The organism is Veillonella sp., assembly GCF_018364065.1.
Classification (GTDB): Bacteria; Bacillota; Negativicutes; order Veillonellales; family Veillonellaceae; genus Veillonella_A.
The window spans coordinates 32,809-51,394 of record NZ_JAGZMO010000009.1 but is presented as its reverse complement, the minus strand read 5'-3'; the positions used below and the strand labels follow the sequence as shown (position 1 = coordinate 51,394).

18 protein-coding genes and 1 riboswitch are annotated in these 18,586 nt (G+C 40.6%); of the genes, 15 read left to right on the top strand and 3 right to left on the bottom strand.

The genetic code is table 11. The features are described 5' to 3' along the window. Nucleotides 1-79 precede the first annotated feature (79 nt). Nucleotides 80-580, top strand: a complete 501-nt coding sequence (gene queF / locus KHZ77_RS08640) for a preQ(1) synthase (protein WP_295197964.1) — start codon at nucleotides 80-82, stop codon at nucleotides 578-580. A 359-nt stretch (nucleotides 581-939) separates the two neighbouring features. Beyond that, complete coding sequence (locus tag KHZ77_RS08635; RefSeq protein WP_295197962.1) at nucleotides 940-2,046, top strand: DUF362 domain-containing protein; 1,107 nt, start codon at nucleotides 940-942, stop codon at nucleotides 2,044-2,046. A 188-nt stretch (nucleotides 2,047-2,234) separates the two neighbouring features. Here the strand turns inward: KHZ77_RS08635 and rpsD are convergent, their stop codons facing one another. Next, a complete protein-coding gene (rpsD, locus tag KHZ77_RS08630; protein WP_295197960.1) occupies nucleotides 2,235-2,822 on the bottom strand; it encodes a 30S ribosomal protein S4 in 588 nt (195 codons plus the stop codon). A 1,034-nt stretch (nucleotides 2,823-3,856) separates the two neighbouring features. On the opposite strand from rpsD, the gene KHZ77_RS08625 reads away from it, so the two are divergent. Both KHZ77_RS08625 and KHZ77_RS08620 read left to right on the top strand, forming a co-directional pair. Next, nucleotides 3,857-4,753, top strand: coding sequence for a LysR family transcriptional regulator (locus KHZ77_RS08625; protein WP_295197957.1), 897 nt, complete (start codon nucleotides 3,857-3,859; stop codon nucleotides 4,751-4,753). Nucleotides 4,754-5,029: 276 nt separating this feature from the next. Beyond that, the gene (locus KHZ77_RS08620) at nucleotides 5,030-6,310 is read left to right on the top strand and encodes a nucleobase:cation symporter-2 family protein (protein WP_295197953.1); all 1,281 of its coding nucleotides are present in this window, start codon (nucleotides 5,030-5,032) and stop codon (nucleotides 6,308-6,310) included. Nucleotides 6,311-6,548: 238 nt separating this feature from the next. On the opposite strand, the gene KHZ77_RS08615 is transcribed toward KHZ77_RS08620, so the two are convergent. Further along, nucleotides 6,549-6,704, bottom strand: a complete 156-nt coding sequence (locus tag KHZ77_RS08615) for a hypothetical protein (protein ID WP_295197951.1) — start codon at nucleotides 6,702-6,704, stop codon at nucleotides 6,549-6,551. Between the two features lie 137 nt (nucleotides 6,705-6,841). Continuing rightward, nucleotides 6,842-7,795 (bottom strand): 2-hydroxyacid dehydrogenase, encoded by a 954-nt coding sequence (locus tag KHZ77_RS08610; RefSeq protein WP_295197950.1) that lies wholly within the window; start codon nucleotides 7,793-7,795, stop codon nucleotides 6,842-6,844. A 485-nt stretch (nucleotides 7,796-8,280) separates the two neighbouring features. On the opposite strand from KHZ77_RS08610, the gene KHZ77_RS08605 reads away from it, so the two are divergent. The 11 genes from KHZ77_RS08605 to KHZ77_RS08555 all read left to right on the top strand — a co-directional run bounded on the left by KHZ77_RS08605 (nucleotide 8,281) and on the right by KHZ77_RS08555 (nucleotide 18,580). Next, complete coding sequence (locus tag KHZ77_RS08605; RefSeq protein WP_295197948.1) at nucleotides 8,281-9,723, top strand: [FeFe] hydrogenase, group A; 1,443 nt, start codon at nucleotides 8,281-8,283, stop codon at nucleotides 9,721-9,723. Between the two features lie 200 nt (nucleotides 9,724-9,923). Beyond that, a riboswitch (SAM riboswitch) is annotated at nucleotides 9,924-10,035 on the top strand. 67 nt (nucleotides 10,036-10,102) lie between these two features. Continuing rightward, a complete protein-coding gene (locus KHZ77_RS08600; RefSeq protein ID WP_295197945.1) occupies nucleotides 10,103-11,248 on the top strand; it encodes a 5-methyltetrahydropteroyltriglutamate--homocysteine S-methyltransferase in 1,146 nt (381 codons plus the stop codon). Then, nucleotides 11,238-11,954, top strand: coding sequence for an AzlC family ABC transporter permease (locus KHZ77_RS08595; protein ID WP_295197944.1), 717 nt, complete (start codon nucleotides 11,238-11,240; stop codon nucleotides 11,952-11,954). Before KHZ77_RS08600 ends, KHZ77_RS08595 begins: the two co-directional genes overlap by 11 nt. After that, a complete protein-coding gene (locus tag KHZ77_RS08590) occupies nucleotides 11,951-12,280 on the top strand; it encodes an AzlD domain-containing protein (RefSeq protein ID WP_295197942.1) in 330 nt (109 codons plus the stop codon). Before KHZ77_RS08595 ends, KHZ77_RS08590 begins: the two co-directional genes overlap by 4 nt. Nucleotides 12,281-12,938: 658 nt before the next feature. Beyond that, a complete protein-coding gene (locus KHZ77_RS08585) occupies nucleotides 12,939-13,373 on the top strand; it encodes a MarR family winged helix-turn-helix transcriptional regulator (protein WP_295197939.1) in 435 nt (144 codons plus the stop codon). Continuing rightward, the gene (locus KHZ77_RS08580; RefSeq protein WP_295197937.1) at nucleotides 13,357-14,196 is read left to right on the top strand and encodes a pirin family protein; all 840 of its coding nucleotides are present in this window, start codon (nucleotides 13,357-13,359) and stop codon (nucleotides 14,194-14,196) included. The genes KHZ77_RS08585 and KHZ77_RS08580 overlap by 17 nt, the downstream gene beginning before the upstream one ends. Nucleotides 14,197-14,323: 127 nt before the next feature. Next, a complete protein-coding gene (locus KHZ77_RS08575) occupies nucleotides 14,324-14,545 on the top strand; it encodes a (4Fe-4S)-binding protein (protein WP_295197934.1) in 222 nt (73 codons plus the stop codon). A 1-nt stretch (nucleotide 14,546) separates the two neighbouring features. Beyond that, nucleotides 14,547-14,822 (top strand): GNAT family N-acetyltransferase, encoded by a 276-nt coding sequence (locus KHZ77_RS08570; protein ID WP_295197931.1) that lies wholly within the window; start codon nucleotides 14,547-14,549, stop codon nucleotides 14,820-14,822. A gap of 274 nt (nucleotides 14,823-15,096) precedes the next feature. After that, a complete protein-coding gene (locus tag KHZ77_RS08565) occupies nucleotides 15,097-16,665 on the top strand; it encodes a type I restriction-modification system subunit M (protein WP_295197928.1) in 1,569 nt (522 codons plus the stop codon). After that, on the top strand, nucleotides 16,662-17,936 hold the full coding sequence (locus KHZ77_RS08560) for a restriction endonuclease subunit S (protein WP_295197925.1): 1,275 nt from the start codon (nucleotides 16,662-16,664) through the stop codon (nucleotides 17,934-17,936). Before KHZ77_RS08565 ends, KHZ77_RS08560 begins: the two co-directional genes overlap by 4 nt. 23 nt (nucleotides 17,937-17,959) lie before the next feature. Next, a complete protein-coding gene (locus KHZ77_RS08555) occupies nucleotides 17,960-18,580 on the top strand; it encodes a restriction endonuclease subunit S (protein WP_295197923.1) in 621 nt (206 codons plus the stop codon). The last annotated feature ends 6 nt before the right edge of the window (nucleotides 18,581-18,586 follow it).

The window sequence follows — 18,586 nt, the reverse complement described above, 5'->3', positions numbered from 1 at the left end:
TTATATAATTGCTGAGTGAGCAATTTTAAGAGGTTATGAAATTAGGCTTACAATTAAAGTTATTAAGGAGGTCAGCCATATGGGAAGCGGCAGAACAAGCGATGAACTACAGGGCGTACACGGTTTAGGCAGTGCTAAAACCAATTATCCTACCGATTATGCACCGGAAGTGCTTGAATCATTTGTGAACAAACATCCGGGCAATGATTACTTCGTAAAATTCAACTGTCCTGAATTTACCAGTTTATGTCCAATGACAGGACAACCTGACTTTGCAACAATTTACATCTCTTACGTTCCGGATGAACGTTTGGTAGAAAGTAAATCTTTAAAATTATACTTGTTCAGTTTCCGCAATCACGGGGACTTCCACGAAGATTGCGTCAATATCATTATGAAGGACCTCATTAAACTGATGGATCCGAAATATATTGAAGTGTGGGGCAAGTTTACACCACGCGGCGGCTTGGCTATCGATCCATTCGCTAACTACGGCAAAGCCGGTACTGAATGGGAAAAAGTAGCTAAAGAAAGACTGCATTTCCATGACATGCAGCCTGAGCGAGTGGCGTACAGATAAGGCTCACAATTGGAGTCAAAAAATAAATAACAAGGGCAATAACGATTGCCGGCAAAAAAGTCTGCTCATATTACAGAACCTGTAGTATGGGCAGACCTTTTTTATTGAAAAGAAACTAGCTAGTATAGAAACAGTTGTAGGCCGTGGCCGAGTGCAATTGTAGGATGTTGCGTCGCTGCGCTGATGGAGCATTTGCAGTTGCCTTGATTAATAAGTGGGAATGATTTTCAAACGATAAATGCTAATAAATGTCTATCTAATTGAGAAATATTTGATATAATAAGGGTAGCATACATAGTTGTTAGCCGGGAAGGGCGAGCAATGAATGCGATTGGTATAGGTAAAGGAGTGACATAGGTATGTCGTCAAAAGTTTATTTTACATCCATGCACACACGCATCGGGGAAAGTTTAACAGATAAGTTCGAGCGCCTCATCACAAAGGCAGGTATTGAAAATATCGATTTCACTAACAAGTTCGTAGCCATTAAATTGCATTTCGGCGAACCGGGCAACTTGGCGTTCTTGCGCCCTCAATATGTAGCGCGCTTAGTGGAAGTTATCAAAGATTTGGGCGGTAAGCCATTCTTGACTGACTGCAACACCTTATATGTAGGTGGCCGTAAGAATGCCCTTGATCACATTGAATCGGCCTATCAGAACGGATTTAACCCTTATAATACAGGCGCTCATGTCATCATTGCCGATGGCTTGAAAGGTTTGGATGAAACATTGGTTCCTGTTCCTGACGGAAAATATGTAAAAGAAGCTAAGATCGGTCAGGCCTTGATGGATGCGGATATTGTAATTTCCTTAACACATTTTAAAGGTCATGAATCGGCCGGCTTCGGTGGTGCCATTAAAAATCTTGGCATGGGCGGTGGCTCCCGCGCCGGTAAAATGGAACAACACAGTGCAGGCAAACCGTTCGTTCAACAGGAAATCTGCGTAGGTTGCGGTAAATGTGAACAGTATTGCGCTCATGATGCGGTGCATGTAACTAATAGAAAATCCTTTATTACGGAAGAAAAGTGCGTAGGCTGCGGCCGATGCGTAGGCGTATGTCCGGTTGATGCCATCTCTCCAATGTGGGATGCGGCTAATACGGCATTGAGCGAAAAAATGGCGGAATATACAGCGGCTGTTGTTCGCAATCGTCCTACTTTCCATATCAGCTTGGCGGTTGATGTATCGCCATATTGCGACTGCCATGGTGAAAACGATATTCCAATCGTACCGGATGTAGGTATGTTCGCATCCAGCGACTTGGTAGCGCTTGATCAGGCTTGCGCAGACAAAGTAAACGCACAGCCGATTATGCCGGGCAGCGTGCTGGACGGTCATAAACATACACAGGGTGATTATTTTACAGCCATGTTCCATGATGTTGACTGGGAAGCGGCGCTTAACCATGCGGAAGAATTGGGCTTGGGATCCAGAGAATATACATTGGTTGAAGTTAAATAGAAAAGCCGACTATTAAAATAGTTAATCAGCAATATATAAGAAGGCCTCCGCAAGGAAGCCTTCTTTTTATTGCTTTTGTTGCTTTCGCTACTTTTAGTGCTTTTAGTGTTTAGCTTGTTTGGTTTAGGTGTTTTACAGATAAAAAAAGACCGCCAACCCAAAAGGGTGACGGTCTTTTGTAATGTCGATTATTTGGAGTACAATTCGACGATAAGTGTTTCGTTAACTTCGATTGGAAGTTCGGAACGTTCAGGAAGACGAGTCAAAGTAGCTTTGAAGCCTTCTAATTCTTTAGTAATGTAAGGAAGTTCGAAAGAACGAAGTTCCTGGAAGTTTGTTTTGAACATTTCGTTGTCACGGGATGCTTCGCGAAGTTCGATAACATCGCCAGCTTTACACTGGTAGGATGGAATATCAACGCGGCGGCCGTTAACAAGAATGTGGCCATGGTTTACCATCTGACGTGCTTGACGGATGGAGTTGCCGAAGCCGATGCGATATACAAGATTGTCAAGACGGCATTCTAACAATACTAACATGTTTTCGCCGGTAACACCCTGCATTTTTTTCGCTTTATCGTAATAGCGTACGAACTGGCGTTCTAGCAAGTTGTAATATGCTTTAACTTTTTGTTTTTCTAATAATTGTAAACCGTATTCAGATAATTTTTTCTGACGTTGGTCTTTCTTTACGCGCTTTAAAGCTTTGGAGTGACCGAAAACGTTCACACCGAAGCGACGACATAACTTAAAGCGTGCTTCTCTTCTCGTTGCCATGTGTTTATCACCTCATAATGAAAAATAACATGTACCAAATTTAGGTACTCAAATATTCTATCACGAAGGGGGAGCCGTGTCAATATATATAAGCATTCTTTATGCAGGGAAAAGCCTATATTTTAGGGCTTTATCACTTTATCCTTTTATTAATTATGACACAGATTTTGGCAAAAAAACACTTTTTCTTATCCCTATTTTGATATGAATTATTAAAAACTTTTTCAATTTAGTACATCGGAAATCAAATTTAAACGGATTGAAAAATGAATTATAACTGTCAAAAAATGGAATAAAAAAAGTGATGATTAGCGACAGTGCACTAAGGTACGTATACATGGTACAATTAGATAGTATTTTAAAGAGACTTTTGTGCGCATACAGCGAATGTTCTTCATGAATGAATGGAAAAAATGAAAGAATTATTATGCATGCATTTTTGTTATTAATATAGAAAATTTATGCACAATTGTGAATACCTATAGGGAGTATAGCGTAAAATCGGCATATCTAAATATATGCGTTTTAGTAATCTAACAGGCTGAAGGATTTTATTGTCAACCTTTAAAGTCTATCCTATCTAGACAATTTTCAAAGTACATGGTAAATTTTAAAACTCTACTTATATGGTTGGACTTTTTTGTTAATAAATAAAAGAATGTTCATAAAACTATCTAATAATAACGTATATATAAAATTTTAATCTCTGTATAAAATTTTGAGGGTTTACAAACTTTTTACAAGAGCGATTTTGTTTAGCAATTTTCTTATAATTAGGGAATAGTAAGAGCTTCCTAAATAAAAAATATAAGTGATAGTTAAATTATATAAATCTTGTATGATTTTAATTATGACTATTAAAAAATTTTATAAACGTTTTCTTAAAAATTGTAAACATGCTATAATGAGGTAACCTTTAATATAAGTTACAAATAGATTACTGATTTTTATAGAAGACGACGTTACCTGGTGGTGACCACTATACGTAGTGACAGGTGTTTTGTTAAGTATTCGCATAAAAGGAGATGAACTGGATGGAAGAACTACCTACCCTGCAAGAGTTGCAAAGCTTTATAACGTACAGCAAAATGGGAAACTTTACATTAGCGGCGCAGGCGGCTAATATTACTCAATCTGCTTTTAGTGCGCAGATGAAAAAGCTTGAAAGATTGGTAGGGGTGAAGTTAATTGCACGCTCGACCAGAGGCAGCCGCTTGACACCGGAAGGCGAAAAGTTTTTGCCTGAAGCTGAGCATATCATTGAAACGTTAGAACGAGCTATTCATAGCATTCGCTTAGCCAATAAATTAGAGCGTCCAATGTTGAACGTAGGTATTCTACGCAGTATCGGCGATGTACGTATGAATGCGCATGTAGCGTATTTCCAACAAACTAATCCAAACTTCGCTATTTCCGTGTATGATATGGAAGAAGAAGAAATGTTGTTGGATTTGCGTGAAAATCGCATTGATATCGGTACTTGCTATTTACCTAACAACAAGGATATGAGTGCATACGAAAGTATTGCGCTCCGTGAAGACTCGGTTGTATATTATGCACCGAACCGCAAGATGGACGCACATCCTGTAACATGTGAAGAAATCTTGGATTATCCGATGGTTATGTATCCACCAAAATACTTCATGAGCCATCGTTTGAAATCTTACTTCTCTGAAGAAGGACGCCAGTCTTTACCACAGTTGGTAAGACTTTCCAATCCTTACGCCATGATCGACTATTGCAAACGCAATGAGTCCGGCGCTTTGATTTCTCGTCACTTGTTAGAAGCATTGGGCATTGAAGAAGGTGTATATACCTTAGCTAAACCATTGTATTTACAAGTATGCTTTGTATATCGCAATAATAACTCTAAGTGGGAAACCATGAAGACATTTATGGATTACATTGCTCAGGAATTGAAGGAAGATTAATCTTAACCAGTAATTTGTAATTCCTAAGGGTTTATATGTAAATAAACGGCTTGATTCTGAAAAGATCAAGCCGCTTTTACTTTTTTATGCCGAATAATGATATAATTAAATTTAATATACTGTATAAATTTGAAAAACGTATAACTGTGTATATAATAAAGAAATTCAATATACATACTTGAATAATGTATATTGTGAATATAAATTTGTGCATTTAATTTTCTGATAGATGAAATAATACTATGGTTTAGCATTTAGTTAGGAGGCATTATATTAATGGATGGCTACAAAAAAAGCCAGGTCTTTTTCCTGGGCTTGCAGCATGTGCTGGCTATGTATGCCGGCGCTGTAATTGTACCGCTCATCGTGGGCAGCAGTTTAGGCTTGGATACACTGCACGTGGCGTATTTGATCGGCGCCGACTTATTGACGTCCGGTATTGCTACGTTGTTGCAGGTGTGGCGTAATAAAGTGTTCGGCATCGGCTTGCCGGTTGTATTAGGCTGTACGTTTACGGCCGTATTCCCTATGATATCCATCGGCAAAGAGTTTGGCTTGGGGGCGATTTACGGTGCCATTATTGTATCCGGCTTAATCGTCTTTTTGATTTCTCACTGGTTCGGCCGGTTGGTGCGGTTCTTCCCACCTGTAGTAACGGGCTCTATTGTGACCGTTATCGGCGTCACCTTAGTTCCGGTAGCCATGAATAACTTGGCCGGCGGATTAGGCAGCCCCGACTTCGGATCCCCTGTACATATTATCTTAGGATTGGCTGTGTTGGCATTTATTTTAATCTTAAATCGCTTATTCAAAGGATATATTCAGGCCATTTCCGTGTTATTGGGCCTCGTATTCGGCACCGTGGTGGCCTTCATGATGGGCCTCGTGGATATGACGCCGGTGGTGGAAGCGTCCTGGGCTCATATTCCGCAGCCGTTCTATTTTGGATTGCCGACCTTCCACGGCAGCGCCATCCTGACGATGACTATCGTGGCCATTGTGAGCATGGTAGAGTCCACCGGTGTATTCCTAGCGCTTGGTGAAATTTGCGAGCGCAAGATTACATCTGATGATTTGGCGCGCGGCTATCGTGCGGAAGGTTTGGCCTCCATTATTGGCGGTATTTTTAACTCCTTCCCATATACTACCTTTTCTCAAAACGTAGGCCTGGTGGAACTTTCAAAAGTACGTTCCACAGTGGTAGTATCCGTTTGTGGCTTTATGCTGATTTTGTTGGGCCTGGCACCTAAGTTTGCCGCTCTGGCGACGATTATTCCTACCAGCGTATTGGGCGGAGCCATGATCGCCATGTTCGGTATGGTTTGTGCGGCCGGTATCCGCATGTTGGGTAAAGCTGACTTTACAAACTCCAATACCATGCTTGTAGCGGCTTGCTCCATTGCATTGGGCCTTGGTGTGACCGTAACACCGGGACTGTTCGCTCAATTCCCTGCGTCTGTGCGCATTCTCTTGGAAAGCGGCATCGTAGTGGGCGCGCTGACCGCCGTAGTATTGAACTTGTTGTTCAATTACGATGAAATTAAAAACAGCAAATAGAATCCTATGAGATTAAAAACAGTAAATAGGATTCTATATTATAATGAACCCTGATAATCCTTGATACGCCCTGATAAGCCGTTCTGTTCGGACAAAAACGGAAAAGCGGTTAGGACAAAATAGAAAAAAAGAGGCAGTGAACACTGAGATAATTCAGTATTCACTGCCTTTTAGCATGTTATGCGATATTCACTGCCTTTTAGCTGTTATGCGATGCCTATCATTGGCTACTGTTTGATTAGTGGAAAATCGCGTAATAAATTACATAGACCCAACCGAGAATGCCGTGAAATATGGCCCATGGAATCGAATGCCAATTAGTATAACTAACGACCATGGCCAATGCAGAGCCAAAGGAAATCCCGGTTTTTATAGTAGTGGAAACGTATTTCATTGGTATTTCACCTCCTCGCGGTTATAGAAAACGTTTATATATACAATATATAATATTTCTAGTGTACGACGCAAGTTGAGGGGTGATTATAAAATAAAATTTTGATTAAGCAATGAAATTTTGACCAGGTCAAAAGATTATTTCACTAAGTTTTGAGGAGCCCCTTCCAAGTAGCAGTCGATGTTTTTGAACACGATATCAGCACGTGTTTCAAGGGCTTCTTTGCTGGCGAAGGCTACATGCGGAGTAAGTACGCAGTTTTTAGCATGGCAAAGAGGGTGATCTGTAGGAATTGGAGGTTCCATTTCGAAAACGTCAATGCCTGCTGCGGCTAAACGGCCTTCATTAAGAGCGTTTGCCAAGGCTTCGCTGTCGACTACGCCGCCGCGAGCCGTGTTGATAAGAACTGCGGTTGGTTTCATAAGACGGATGGCTGCATCATTTACAAGACCTTTAGTTTCAGCAGTCAATGGAGTATGTAAGGATACGAAGTCCGCTTCTTTGAAAAGAGTGTCTTTGTCTACGAATGTTACGCCTTTAGCTTCCAACTCAGGTTTTACACTGCGGTTGTAAGCGATAACTTTGCAGCCGAAGGCCAAAGCGATTTCAGCTACGCGGCGGCCGATAGCACCGGTACCTACAACACCGAATGTTTTGCCAAACAATTCGAAGCCTACAAGGCCGTCTTTAGTTCCGTTGGTGCGGCAACGTTCGTCACATGGCACGATGTTGCGGATTGTTGAAATGGCGAGACCGAATGCAAGTTCCGCTACGGCGTTAGTGGAGTAGCCGGCCGCATTGGAAACAACGATTTCACGTTCGCGGCAAGCGGCCAAGTCTACATGGTCAACGCCGGTGAAAGCGATGGAAATAAACTTCAAATTAGGGCATTGGCGGATGATGTCGCCGGACAATGGCTGATTGGCCAACATAATAATGTCTGCATCTTTTACACGTTCTAAGAGGGCGGCCTGGTCAGTTTCCTTGGTTTCGTAATATACGAAATCATGACCTTGCGCTTTAAGCGGTGCCGCTAACTCTTCAATTTTCTGCAGTCTTACACCTAATGGTTCCATTACAATAATTTTCATGGTACACCTCATCATTTGTGGGTAAAAAAGAAACAGGTCCCCGTTCGTACGGCTTTGGAACTGTCCGCCGACCGTGGACGACAAGAATATTTATACGCTTATTATACGCCAACTTTTAATAAAGTAAAACTATTTTATCTTTTTGAAATGAGATTTCGTCATAATACTGTTTTTCATCCTATGGTAGCGCTATTTTTCATCTTGTCATATTAAATTTTAAAACATTGAATTCAATTCATACCAAGTATATAAATTATGTATAGAAAATGTAAAGAAATACTCTGAAATATGAACATATGTCCATTATCAATGTAAATTCCTATTTGAAAAGTGGCTTTTTCAGATGATATACTTATGATAAGACAATTGTTGAGTGCGCACGCCTCAACAGAGCAAGTGAGGGCGCATTAAGGATGCCTTGACGATGCGGAAAGTATCCGCAATTTTGAATACATAACTAGTATTTTTTATGTGAGGTGCAAAATATGAGTTTCGAAAGTCGATTCCAACACATTGATCGTCGTGTTCCTATTTCTGAGAACAACCCTGCTATCGTGCATGACTTGGACAAATGTAAAAACTGTACATTATGTCGTCGTGCCTGTGCTGACGTTATGAGCGTTTTGGACTACTATGATTTAGAGTCTACCGGTGATGAACCAATCTGTATCCATTGCGGTCAGTGCGCAGCAGCCTGCCCATTCGATTCCATGAACGAACGTTCCGAATTGGACGAAGTAAAAGCAGCTATTGCAGATCCTGAAAAAATCGTTGTTATCCAGACAGCACCTGCTGTACGCGTAGGTATCGGTGAAGAATTCGGTTATGAACCGGGTTCCGTTTTAGAAGGCAAAATGATTGGCGCATTGCGTGCCCTTGGTGCCGACTATGTAGTTGATACTAACTTCGGTGCAGACTTAACTATCATGGAAGAAGCCAGCGAATTAATCGAACGCGTTGTAAACGGCCATGGCGAATTGCCACAGTTTACAAGCTGCTGCCCTGCATGGGTAAAATTTGCTGAAACTTATTACCCTGAATATTTACCAAACATTTCCACAACTCGCAGCTGTATCGCTATGGAAGCGGCTGTTATTAAAACATACTTCGCTAAGAAGATGAACATCGATCCTGAAAAAATCGTGTCTGTCAGCGTAGCTCCTTGTACAGCTAAGAAATTCGAAATTCGTCGTCCAGAACAGAACAAGAGTGCTGCTTACTGGGATAAAGAAGAACTTCGCGATACTGATTACTGCATCACAACTCGCGAATTCGGTAAATGGATCCGTGAATCCGGTATCGACTTCACTCAAGTTGAAGAATCCCAGATGGACAAATACATCGGTGCTGAAACCGGCGGCAGCGTAATTTTCTGTAATACCGGCGGTGTTATGGAAGCAGCTGTTCGCAGTGCTTACAAATTCATCACAGGTGATGAACCAACTCCAGATCGTTACACTAACTTACAGGAAGTACGCGGCATGGAAGGCGTTCGTGAAGCTGAAGTTCAAATCGGCGACAAAACATTGAAATTGGCCGTTGTTCATGGCGGTAAAAATATCCGTACATTCCTTGACGATATGAAAGCAAACGGCAAGAAATATGATTTCGTTGAAATGATGGCTTGCCCAGGCGGTTGTATCGGCGGCGGCGGACAGCCACGCGTGAAAATGCCTGTAGCTAACAAAGTTAGAGAAGCTCGTATCAAAGGTATCTACGATATGGACGCTAACATGAAACTTCGTTCCAGCTATGAAAACCCTGAAATCAAAGCAATTTACACTGAATTCTTTGATAAACCATTGGGCGAATTGTCCGAACAGTTGTTACACACTCATTTCACTAATCGCAGCAGCGACCTTGGTGAACGTAAGGACGTAACTCCTGAAACCTGCCCAACATCTCCTAAATTCAAAAAAGCTGAATAATCGCTTTTTTGAATTAGAGACCGTATAGAAGGATATTAGAGCATCGAAGGCTGTGCATGGCACAGCTCTCGGTGCTCTTTTTGTATTCCTGTAGTTGACAGGCCTATCTTGTTTGAAGTAATATAATATACATCTAATAGGTTATATTTTATAGCAATAATAGGTTATATTTTATGCCAATTGGGAACTATAATTTTATAGTATCATCTAGAGCAGCTGAGGGAATTGGCCCTGTGATGCTGCGGCAACCTGCCTTACAACTCTCATTGTAACGCAAGGTGCTAAGTCCAACGGGAAACCGACAGATGATAAGACAGTGTGTCGTCATTTGTTGACGGCATTTTTTATTATCTGTCGAAAACGAGAGGAGATTGAGAACATGAGTAATGAAAAACAGACAATTGGGAAAGGTCCGTTTCGCTACGATGTAGTAGGCAGTTTTTTACGTCCTGATTCCGTGAAGAAGGCGCGTCAGGCGGCGGAAGAGGGGACAATCAGTAAAGCGGAGCTTCGCAAGGTAGAAGACGAAGCCATCCGTGATGTGATTGATAAAGAAATTGAAGTAGGTTTGAAGGCTGTAACGGACGGTGAATTCCGTCGTGCTTACTGGCATTTAGACTTTTTAGAACAATTGGCAGGCGTTGAACGCATTAAAGCGGATCACTGGTCTGTAGCGTTTAAAGGCCATCAGCCGAAAGCGGCTACGTTGAAAATTGTAGGGGACATCGACTTCCCTGATAATCATCCGTTCTTGGAAGATTTTAAATTTGTAAAAGAGGCGGCCGGAGATAGAGCGGTGGCGAAGTTTACTATCCCTTCACCATCCATGCTGCATCTAATCTGCTGTGTTCGTGAAGAAAATTACGAACCGATTCCGCAGTATGAAAATCAAGAAGATTTATTTAAAACCATTGCTAAAGCCTATCGCAAAGCAATTCAGGCTTTTTATGATGCCGGTTGTCGCTATTTACAATTAGATGATACGTCCTGGGGTGAATTCTGCGATGAAACGAAACGCAAAGAGTACGCCCTTCGCGGCTTAGATTTGCAGTACATTGCAGAAAAATATGTGGAAGTTATTAATTATGCCTTGGAAGGCAAACCTGATGATTTAGCTGTGACCATGCATATTTGCCGCGGCAATTTCCGTTCGACCTGGTTCTCTTCGGGGGGATATGAACCGGTTGCGGAAACATTGTTCGGCCATTGCAACATTGACGGGTTCTTTTTAGAATACGATTCTGATCGAGCCGGCGGCTTTACGCCACTTCGTTTTATTAAAAATCAGAAAGTGGTATTAGGTCTTGTTACATCTAAATTCCCGGAATTAGAAAACGAAGACGATTTATTAGCACGTATTGAAGAAGCAAGTTTGTATGTACCGAAAGAACAATTAGCCTTGAGCCCGCAATGTGGTTTTGCCTCAACAGAAGAAGGTAATAATTTGACTGAAGCGGAACAGTTCGCTAAGTTGGCGCTTATCAAACGCGTGGCGGAAAAGGCGTGGGGGACTTATGAAGATTGATAAAAGTAATAAAGGATGGGAGGCGTTTCGTTACGCCTTCCCACTTACTGTGCCAATCTGCGCAGGATTCCTGTTTCTCGGCATATCCTATGGTTTGTATGCAACCGATCAGGGATTGCCATGGTATTTACCGGTATTGATGGCTGCATTAATCTACGCGGGCTCTATGGAGTTCGTTACCGTCGCTTTATTAGTATCGCCATTTGATCCGGTGGGAGCCTTTGCACTGGCACTGATGGTGAATGCGCGTCATATCTTTTACGGATTGACCATGATAACTAAATATATGCCGCTGGGATGGAAGCGCTGGCCTGTCATTTTTGGCATGTGTGATGAAACATTTGCCATTAATGCGACCTGCTCCTTGCCGCCTGAGATTGACCGGGGATGGTTTTATCTCCATGTTACATGGCTCAATTTCCTGTATTGGGTAGTGGGGGCGTTCATAGGTGCCGTTGGCAGTCAGTTTATTACTTTTAACTTGAAAGGCATCGAATTTGTGTTGGCAGCCTTATTTGGCGTGCTGTTCCTCGATTATCTTTTAAAATCGGACAAGAAACAGTATGGTATTATCGGACTGGTGATTTCAGCGGGATCCTTGCTGTATTTTGGACCAAACTATTTCATGGTTCCGGCTATGTTGATGATGCTGGTTGTATTTATCGGCATGTATTTCTATAAGGGGAAGGCGGTGGATGAATCGTGAGTGCATGGGAAATTGCTATAACTATCGGCAGCGTCGTGTTAGGCACTATGGTAACGCGATTTATCTCCTTTGCTTTGTTTGCTAAAACAGGTAAACCGCCGGCCATTGTAAACTACTTGGGCAAAGTGCTGCCCGGCGCCGTTATGGGCCTCCTGGTAGTGTATTCTTTGAAAAACATATCCTTCGTAGTAGCACCGAATGGAATTCCTGAAGTTTTGGCTATGCTACTCCTCGTAGGAGTCCATCTTTACAAACGAAACTTCCTGGTGTCTATCTTAGTCAGTACCGTGTTCTACATGATACTGGTACAAACCGTATTTGCTTAAGCGTAGCCTTATGTTTATGATTAAGCTCATGTTTTCTGTTTAATGCTTAGTCTTGATGTTTATGCTTACTGTTTATACTTAATGCTTATACTTAATGCTTATACTTAATGCTTATACTTAATGCTTTATGCAGTGGCATATTGTTATAATATATTACATAGTATATATCATATTGTAGGTTAGAAGCCCGTCGGCTCTTATGAGCGGCGGGCTTTTTTGTTTTTATCGGCCATGGAATCGGTAACTTAATATGCCTGTTCGATATACAGCCCTTTGCGCCGGCTAAAGCTGTATATCGTTAGGTTGTATTTCGTTAGGTTGTATTTCGTTAGGTCTATATCTTCAGCCTTGCTAAGGGGATTATTTGATGGTCTGAGAAATCCATATCGAATATTATCGCTTTACAATATATCTAATTAGATATATAATGAGTTTGTAAGAAATATCTAATTAGATATTTCTGAGAGTTTTTCAAAATGAAAAAATGAAAAAATGAAATTAGATTAGTTAGCAGAAATTTTTAGAGAATTTAAAGATTTCAGAGATTTCAGAGATTTCAGAGATTTCAAAGATTTCAAAGATTTCAAAGATTTCAGTTTTTTAAATTATTAGAAGATACGGCTCTATTAGTCCCGTATATTCGTGAAGGGGTGACAACTTGCACAGTACAGAGGCAAAGGTGATTATCGGCCTACATCGCATTGTAAATGATATAGACCGAAAGACGGCCGCGTTGGCGGCGAAGCACAATTTGACCTTCAGTCAGTTTGCCGTCCTTGAATGTTTGTATAGTAAAGGCGACTTGACCGTCGGCCAGGTGCGCGAATCCATTCTCAGCAGTGTGGGGACGATCTCCATCATTGTGAATAATCTGGTAAAAATGAAATACATTGAACGACTGGGGGATGAACATGACCGCCGCGTTTGTATATTGCATTTGACGCCGGAAGGGTACGACGTAATCAGTAAGTTGGCCCCTGAGAATGCAGCGATGTTAAGAAATGAATTAGCCATATTGAGCAAGTCAGAAAAAGAAGAAATGGTAAAGTTACTGAAAAAATTAGGAGGTAATGAACATGGAACGGAAAGTTAAAACATTAGTAAAAGGATCCCCAGCCATTGATGGAGCAGGTGTACATTTAGTACGTGTATTAGGCAATGCCACAACGAGAGAATTTGATCCAATCTTGATGCTGGACTCTTTTGACAGCACAAATCCGGCAGATTATACAGCAGGGTTCCCAATGCATCCGCATCGCGGCATTGAAACAGTAAGCTATGTATGGCGCGGTAAAATGAACCACAAGGATAGCTTGGGTCATGAAGATATGATTACAGACGGCGAAGTACAATGGATGAACTCCGGCTCCGGTATTTTACATGAAGAACAGGTGCCGGCCGCCGATCGTCTATTAGGCGTACAGCTCTGGCTGAACTTGCCGCAGAAAGATAAAATGGTAAAACCTACGTACCACAGCGTTCGCAGAGACCAAATTGAAGAAATTCCAATCGAAGGCGGTAAACTTCGCTTATTAGCCGGTACATATAAGGACCACGAAGGCTTCAAAGGCGATTACTTGCCATTAGATTACTACGACATTCACTTGGAAAAAGGTGCGGAAATCACAATTCCAACGGCATCGGACGCATCTACAATGCTCTTCACCTTGCTCGGTGATGCATACGTAGCGGGCCAGCACATTGAAGAAAAGACAGCTGTAAAATTGACCGAAGGGGACAGCGTAACCATTAAAATGGGTGACCAAGACGGCCAAGTGCTCTTTATGGGATCCAAGGCGCTGAACGAACCAATCGCATGGGCCGGTCCAATCGTAATGAATACAGATGAAGAATTGAAACAGGCCTTTGATGATTTAAGAAACGGCACGTTTATTAAAGATCAGGTAGATTACTAAGAGAAACTGTTAAGATTTAAGATCAAATGTAGTAAGTCCTTACGCGTAATTCTCGAAATAGGGTAGCTATAAAGTACCTTACAAAATAGTTGATAGATTGCAAAGTTGTAATGATAAGGGGACACAGATGAGTGTAAATAATTATGAAACTGACGAATTAATAATTCATTGGAACGCGGAGTTATGCCAACATGCGGCAAAGTGCGTGAACGGAGCTCCTGAAGTATTCGACGTGAGCCGCCGTCCATGGATTATGCCTGAAAACGGTGATGCGGCACATATTATGAAGGTCATTGATCAATGCCCTTCCGGTGCCCTTACATATACAGTGAAAGAGGAGGCAAAGTAAAATGATTAAAATTGTACATGAACCGGAAAATAAACGTGCCGCTGCTTATGATGACGCTAAGAACATTGGCGAAAGCACCTATTCGAAATCTGAAAAATTCTGGATTATCGACCATACCTTGGTAGAAGATGGCTACGAAGGTCAGGGCATTGCCAGCAAACTGGTTGCTGAAGTCGTTAACCAGGCTCGTGCAGCCAACGTAAAAATCTTACCACTGTGCCCATATGCAAAAGGACAGTTTGAAAAGCATCCTGAGTATAGAGATGTGTTGATGTAACAGGATTAGTTTGTAATTTATGTAAGACGTGTAGATTAATAAGATAGTTGATATAGAAATATAGACGAGCAATCATCATGATTGCTCGTCTTTTAAGTTTAAGGGGGAAATAAAATTTAACTTGCATAAAATTGTAGATGAGCACGTATAGAATCAAATAGTTATGAAGCCTTATGTCACTCTTAGACGTTCTTCTTACAATTGAAAAAAATCATGCTTTCATGATATGCTTTATTTATGTATATAAATTAGTGGGTTTGGGAAGGATAAGGAAATGGTTGATACCAAGAAGGAACAGGAACGTGATGAATTACATAGAGCCATATGGGCTATAGCAGATGAACTGCGTGGTGCTGTGGACGGATGGGATTTTAAAAACTATGTACTAGGTACAATGTTTTATCGTTATATTTCAGAAAATATCTGTAACTATATTAATCAAGGTGAGCAAGCAGCCGGTAACATGGATTTTGACTATGCGAAAATGTCTGATGAAGAAGCTGAACAAGCTCGTGAAAGCTTAGTAAATGAAAAAGGCTTTTTTATTCTGCCGAGTGAGCTATTTTGTAGTGTTTGTGAAAATGCAGTTAATGATGAAAACTTAAATGAAACTTTGGAGAGAGTATTACGACATATTGAGGAATCTGCAAAAGGCAGTGCAGCAGAAAACGATTTTGCAGGGCTTTTTGATGACTATGATGTAAATAGTAATAAGTTGGGCTCCACCGTTATAAGACGTAATGAAAGACTGGTAAAGCTTTTACATGGTATTAGAGATATGAAGCTTGGAAATGTAAAGGATCACGATATTGACGCATTTGGTGATGCATATGAATATCTAATGTCTATGTATGCTTCTAAGGCCGGTAAATCCGGAGGAGAATATTTTACACCTTCAGATGTTTCAGAGTTGCTCACGCGCCTTGGCATTGTTGGTAAAACGGAACTTAACAAAGTTTACGATCCGGCTTGTGGTTCCGGGTCGCTTCTTTTAAAAGCTACGAAAATTCTTGGTAAAGATGCAATTCGTAACGGATTCTATGGACAAGAAAAAGTTGTTACAACATACAATCTTTGTCGCATTAATATGTTTTTACATGATGTAGGTTTTGATAAATTCAATATTGCCTGCGAAGATACGTTAATTAGTCCACAGCATTGGGATGATGAACCGTTTGAATTGATCGTATCTAATCCACCATACTCTATTAAATGGGCAGGAACTGATAATCCGTTGCTTATTAATGATCAGCGTTTTGCTCCAGCCGGTGTATTGGCACCAAAGGGTAAGGCAGATATGGCATTTATTATGCACAGTTTATCTTGGCTGGCTTCTAACGGTACAGCGGCTATCGTATGTTTTCCGGGAATCATGTATCGTGGCGGTGCGGAACAGAAAATACGAAAATATTTGGTAGACAATAACTATGTAGATTGTATTATTCAATTACCAAGCAATCTGTTCTTTGGTACTTCTATTGCCACGTGTATCATGGTAATGAAAAAAAATAAGACTGATAATAGAACCTTATTTATTGATGCTACCAGTGAATGTGTCAAAGTTACGAATAATAACAAATTGACACCAAAGAATATCGAACGAATTGTGGAAATATTTACAAAACGTGAAGAGATTAAACATTTTGCACATCTAGCAAGTTACGAAGAAATTGCAGGCAATGACTATAATCTCTCTGTATCCACTTATGTGGAGGCCGAAGACACACGTGAAAAAAATGATATTGTAAAACTGAATGCAGAAATTAAAGAAATCGTTGCTCGTGAACAAATGCTCCGTGATGAAATCGATAAAATCATTGCAGAAATCGAGGTGGGGGCATGAGTAAGTTGGATGAGTTGATAAAAGAACTTTGTCCTGATGGGGTTGAGTATAAAACAATTGGTGAGATAGCTACTGACATGTTTAGAGGATCAGGAATAAAGCGAGACCAAATAACTGAAGATGGTGTGCCTTGTGTTCGTTATGGAGAAATTTATACTACATACAATATTTGGTTTGAAGCCTGTAAATCTCATACACAAATAGAATATGTATCTTCGCCTAAGTATTTCGAACATGGAGATATTTTATTTGCTATTACCGGTGAAAATATAGAGGAGATAGCAAAGAGTTGTGCATATATTGGTCATGAGAAATGCTTGGCTGGTGGAGATATTGTGGTTTTGAAGCATAAAGAAGACCCAAAATATATAAGTTATGCTTTATCTACTGTAGAGGCACAAAAACAAAAAAGTGCGGGAAGAGTAAAAAGTAAAGTGGTTCACTCTAATATACCAGCAATTAAGGCGATTAAACTTCCTGTACCTCCGCTGGAGGTACAACGTGAAATAGTCCGTATTTTGGACTCTTTCACGTTACTTACAGCCGAGCTTACAGCTCGGAAGCAGCAGTATGAGTTTTATAGAGATAAGTTACTTTTGTTTGATAACGATACTCCAGTTTTGGCCTTGAAAGAGGTAGTCCAAAAGAGTTACTCTGGAGCAACTCCAGCAAAAGGAAAGAGTGAATATTACGAAAATGGAAGTATACCTTGGATTAGGACGCAAGATGTACGTTTTAATGAAATAACAGAAGTTGACTCGTTTATTACAGAAAAGGCCTTGGAAGAGACTGCAGCGAAATGGATACCCGAAAACTGTGTTATTGTAGCTATATCAGGAGCGACTGCAGGGAGATGCGCTATTAATAAGATAAAAGCAACAACTAATCAACATTGCCTTAATATGCAGATTGATGATGGAAAGGCTCTTTATAAATATATATATTACTGTCTTTGTAGTAAACAAGATGAATTAATCGCTAAGAAGCAAGGTGCTAGGGGAGATTTAAACTCTTCGTTGATATTAAGCACAAAGATTCCTGTCCCTAAACTGGAAACTCAGCAAAAAATTGTCAATGTTCTCGATAATTTTGAGTCTATCTGCAATGACTTAAATATAGGATTACCGGCCGAAATTGAAGCCCGTCAGAAGCAATACGAGTATTATCGCGATGTGCTCTTGACATTCGCTGAGAGCGGAAACATGCTTGACAGACAGACAGACAGACAGACAGACAGACAGACAGACAGACAGACAGACAGACAGTTCTGAATGCTATTAAGCTTATTCAATATGTGTTTGGTTTTGTTACAGTTGAGCTTGGATACATCTCGACTGTAACAAAACTAGCAGGCTATGAATTTACTAAGTATGTCGTCTATTCCGATGAAGGCGAAATTATTGCTCTTCGTGGTTTAAATGTTAAATCGGGAAAACTGGATTTGAGTGATGTAAAATATATAGATAAAAGTGACTTGTCAAAGTTGTCTAGAAGTAAGCTCATTAACGGAGATATGTTGTTTACTTATGTTGGCACTATTGGAGAAGTAGCTGTAATTCGTGAGGATAATAGATTTTATCTTGCACCGAATGTTGCTTTAATAAGAGCAAATCAAAATATTGTAATCTCAGATTATTTACGTTATTTGTTCCAAACGAATCAATTTTGGATGACACAAATAAGTCGTTTGCTTCAATCATCGTCTATGAAAAATATACCAATGGAAAAAATTCGAAAGTTTAGTATATCCATTCCAACAATAGAAGAACAAGAACGAATCGTTTCTATCCTCGACCGTTTTGACACTCTCTGCAATGATCTGTCCACCGGTCTGCCTGCTGAGATTGAAGCACGTAAAAAGCAATATGAATACTATAGGGATAAGTTGTTAACTTTTAAAGAATTACCAAATTAAGGGGGG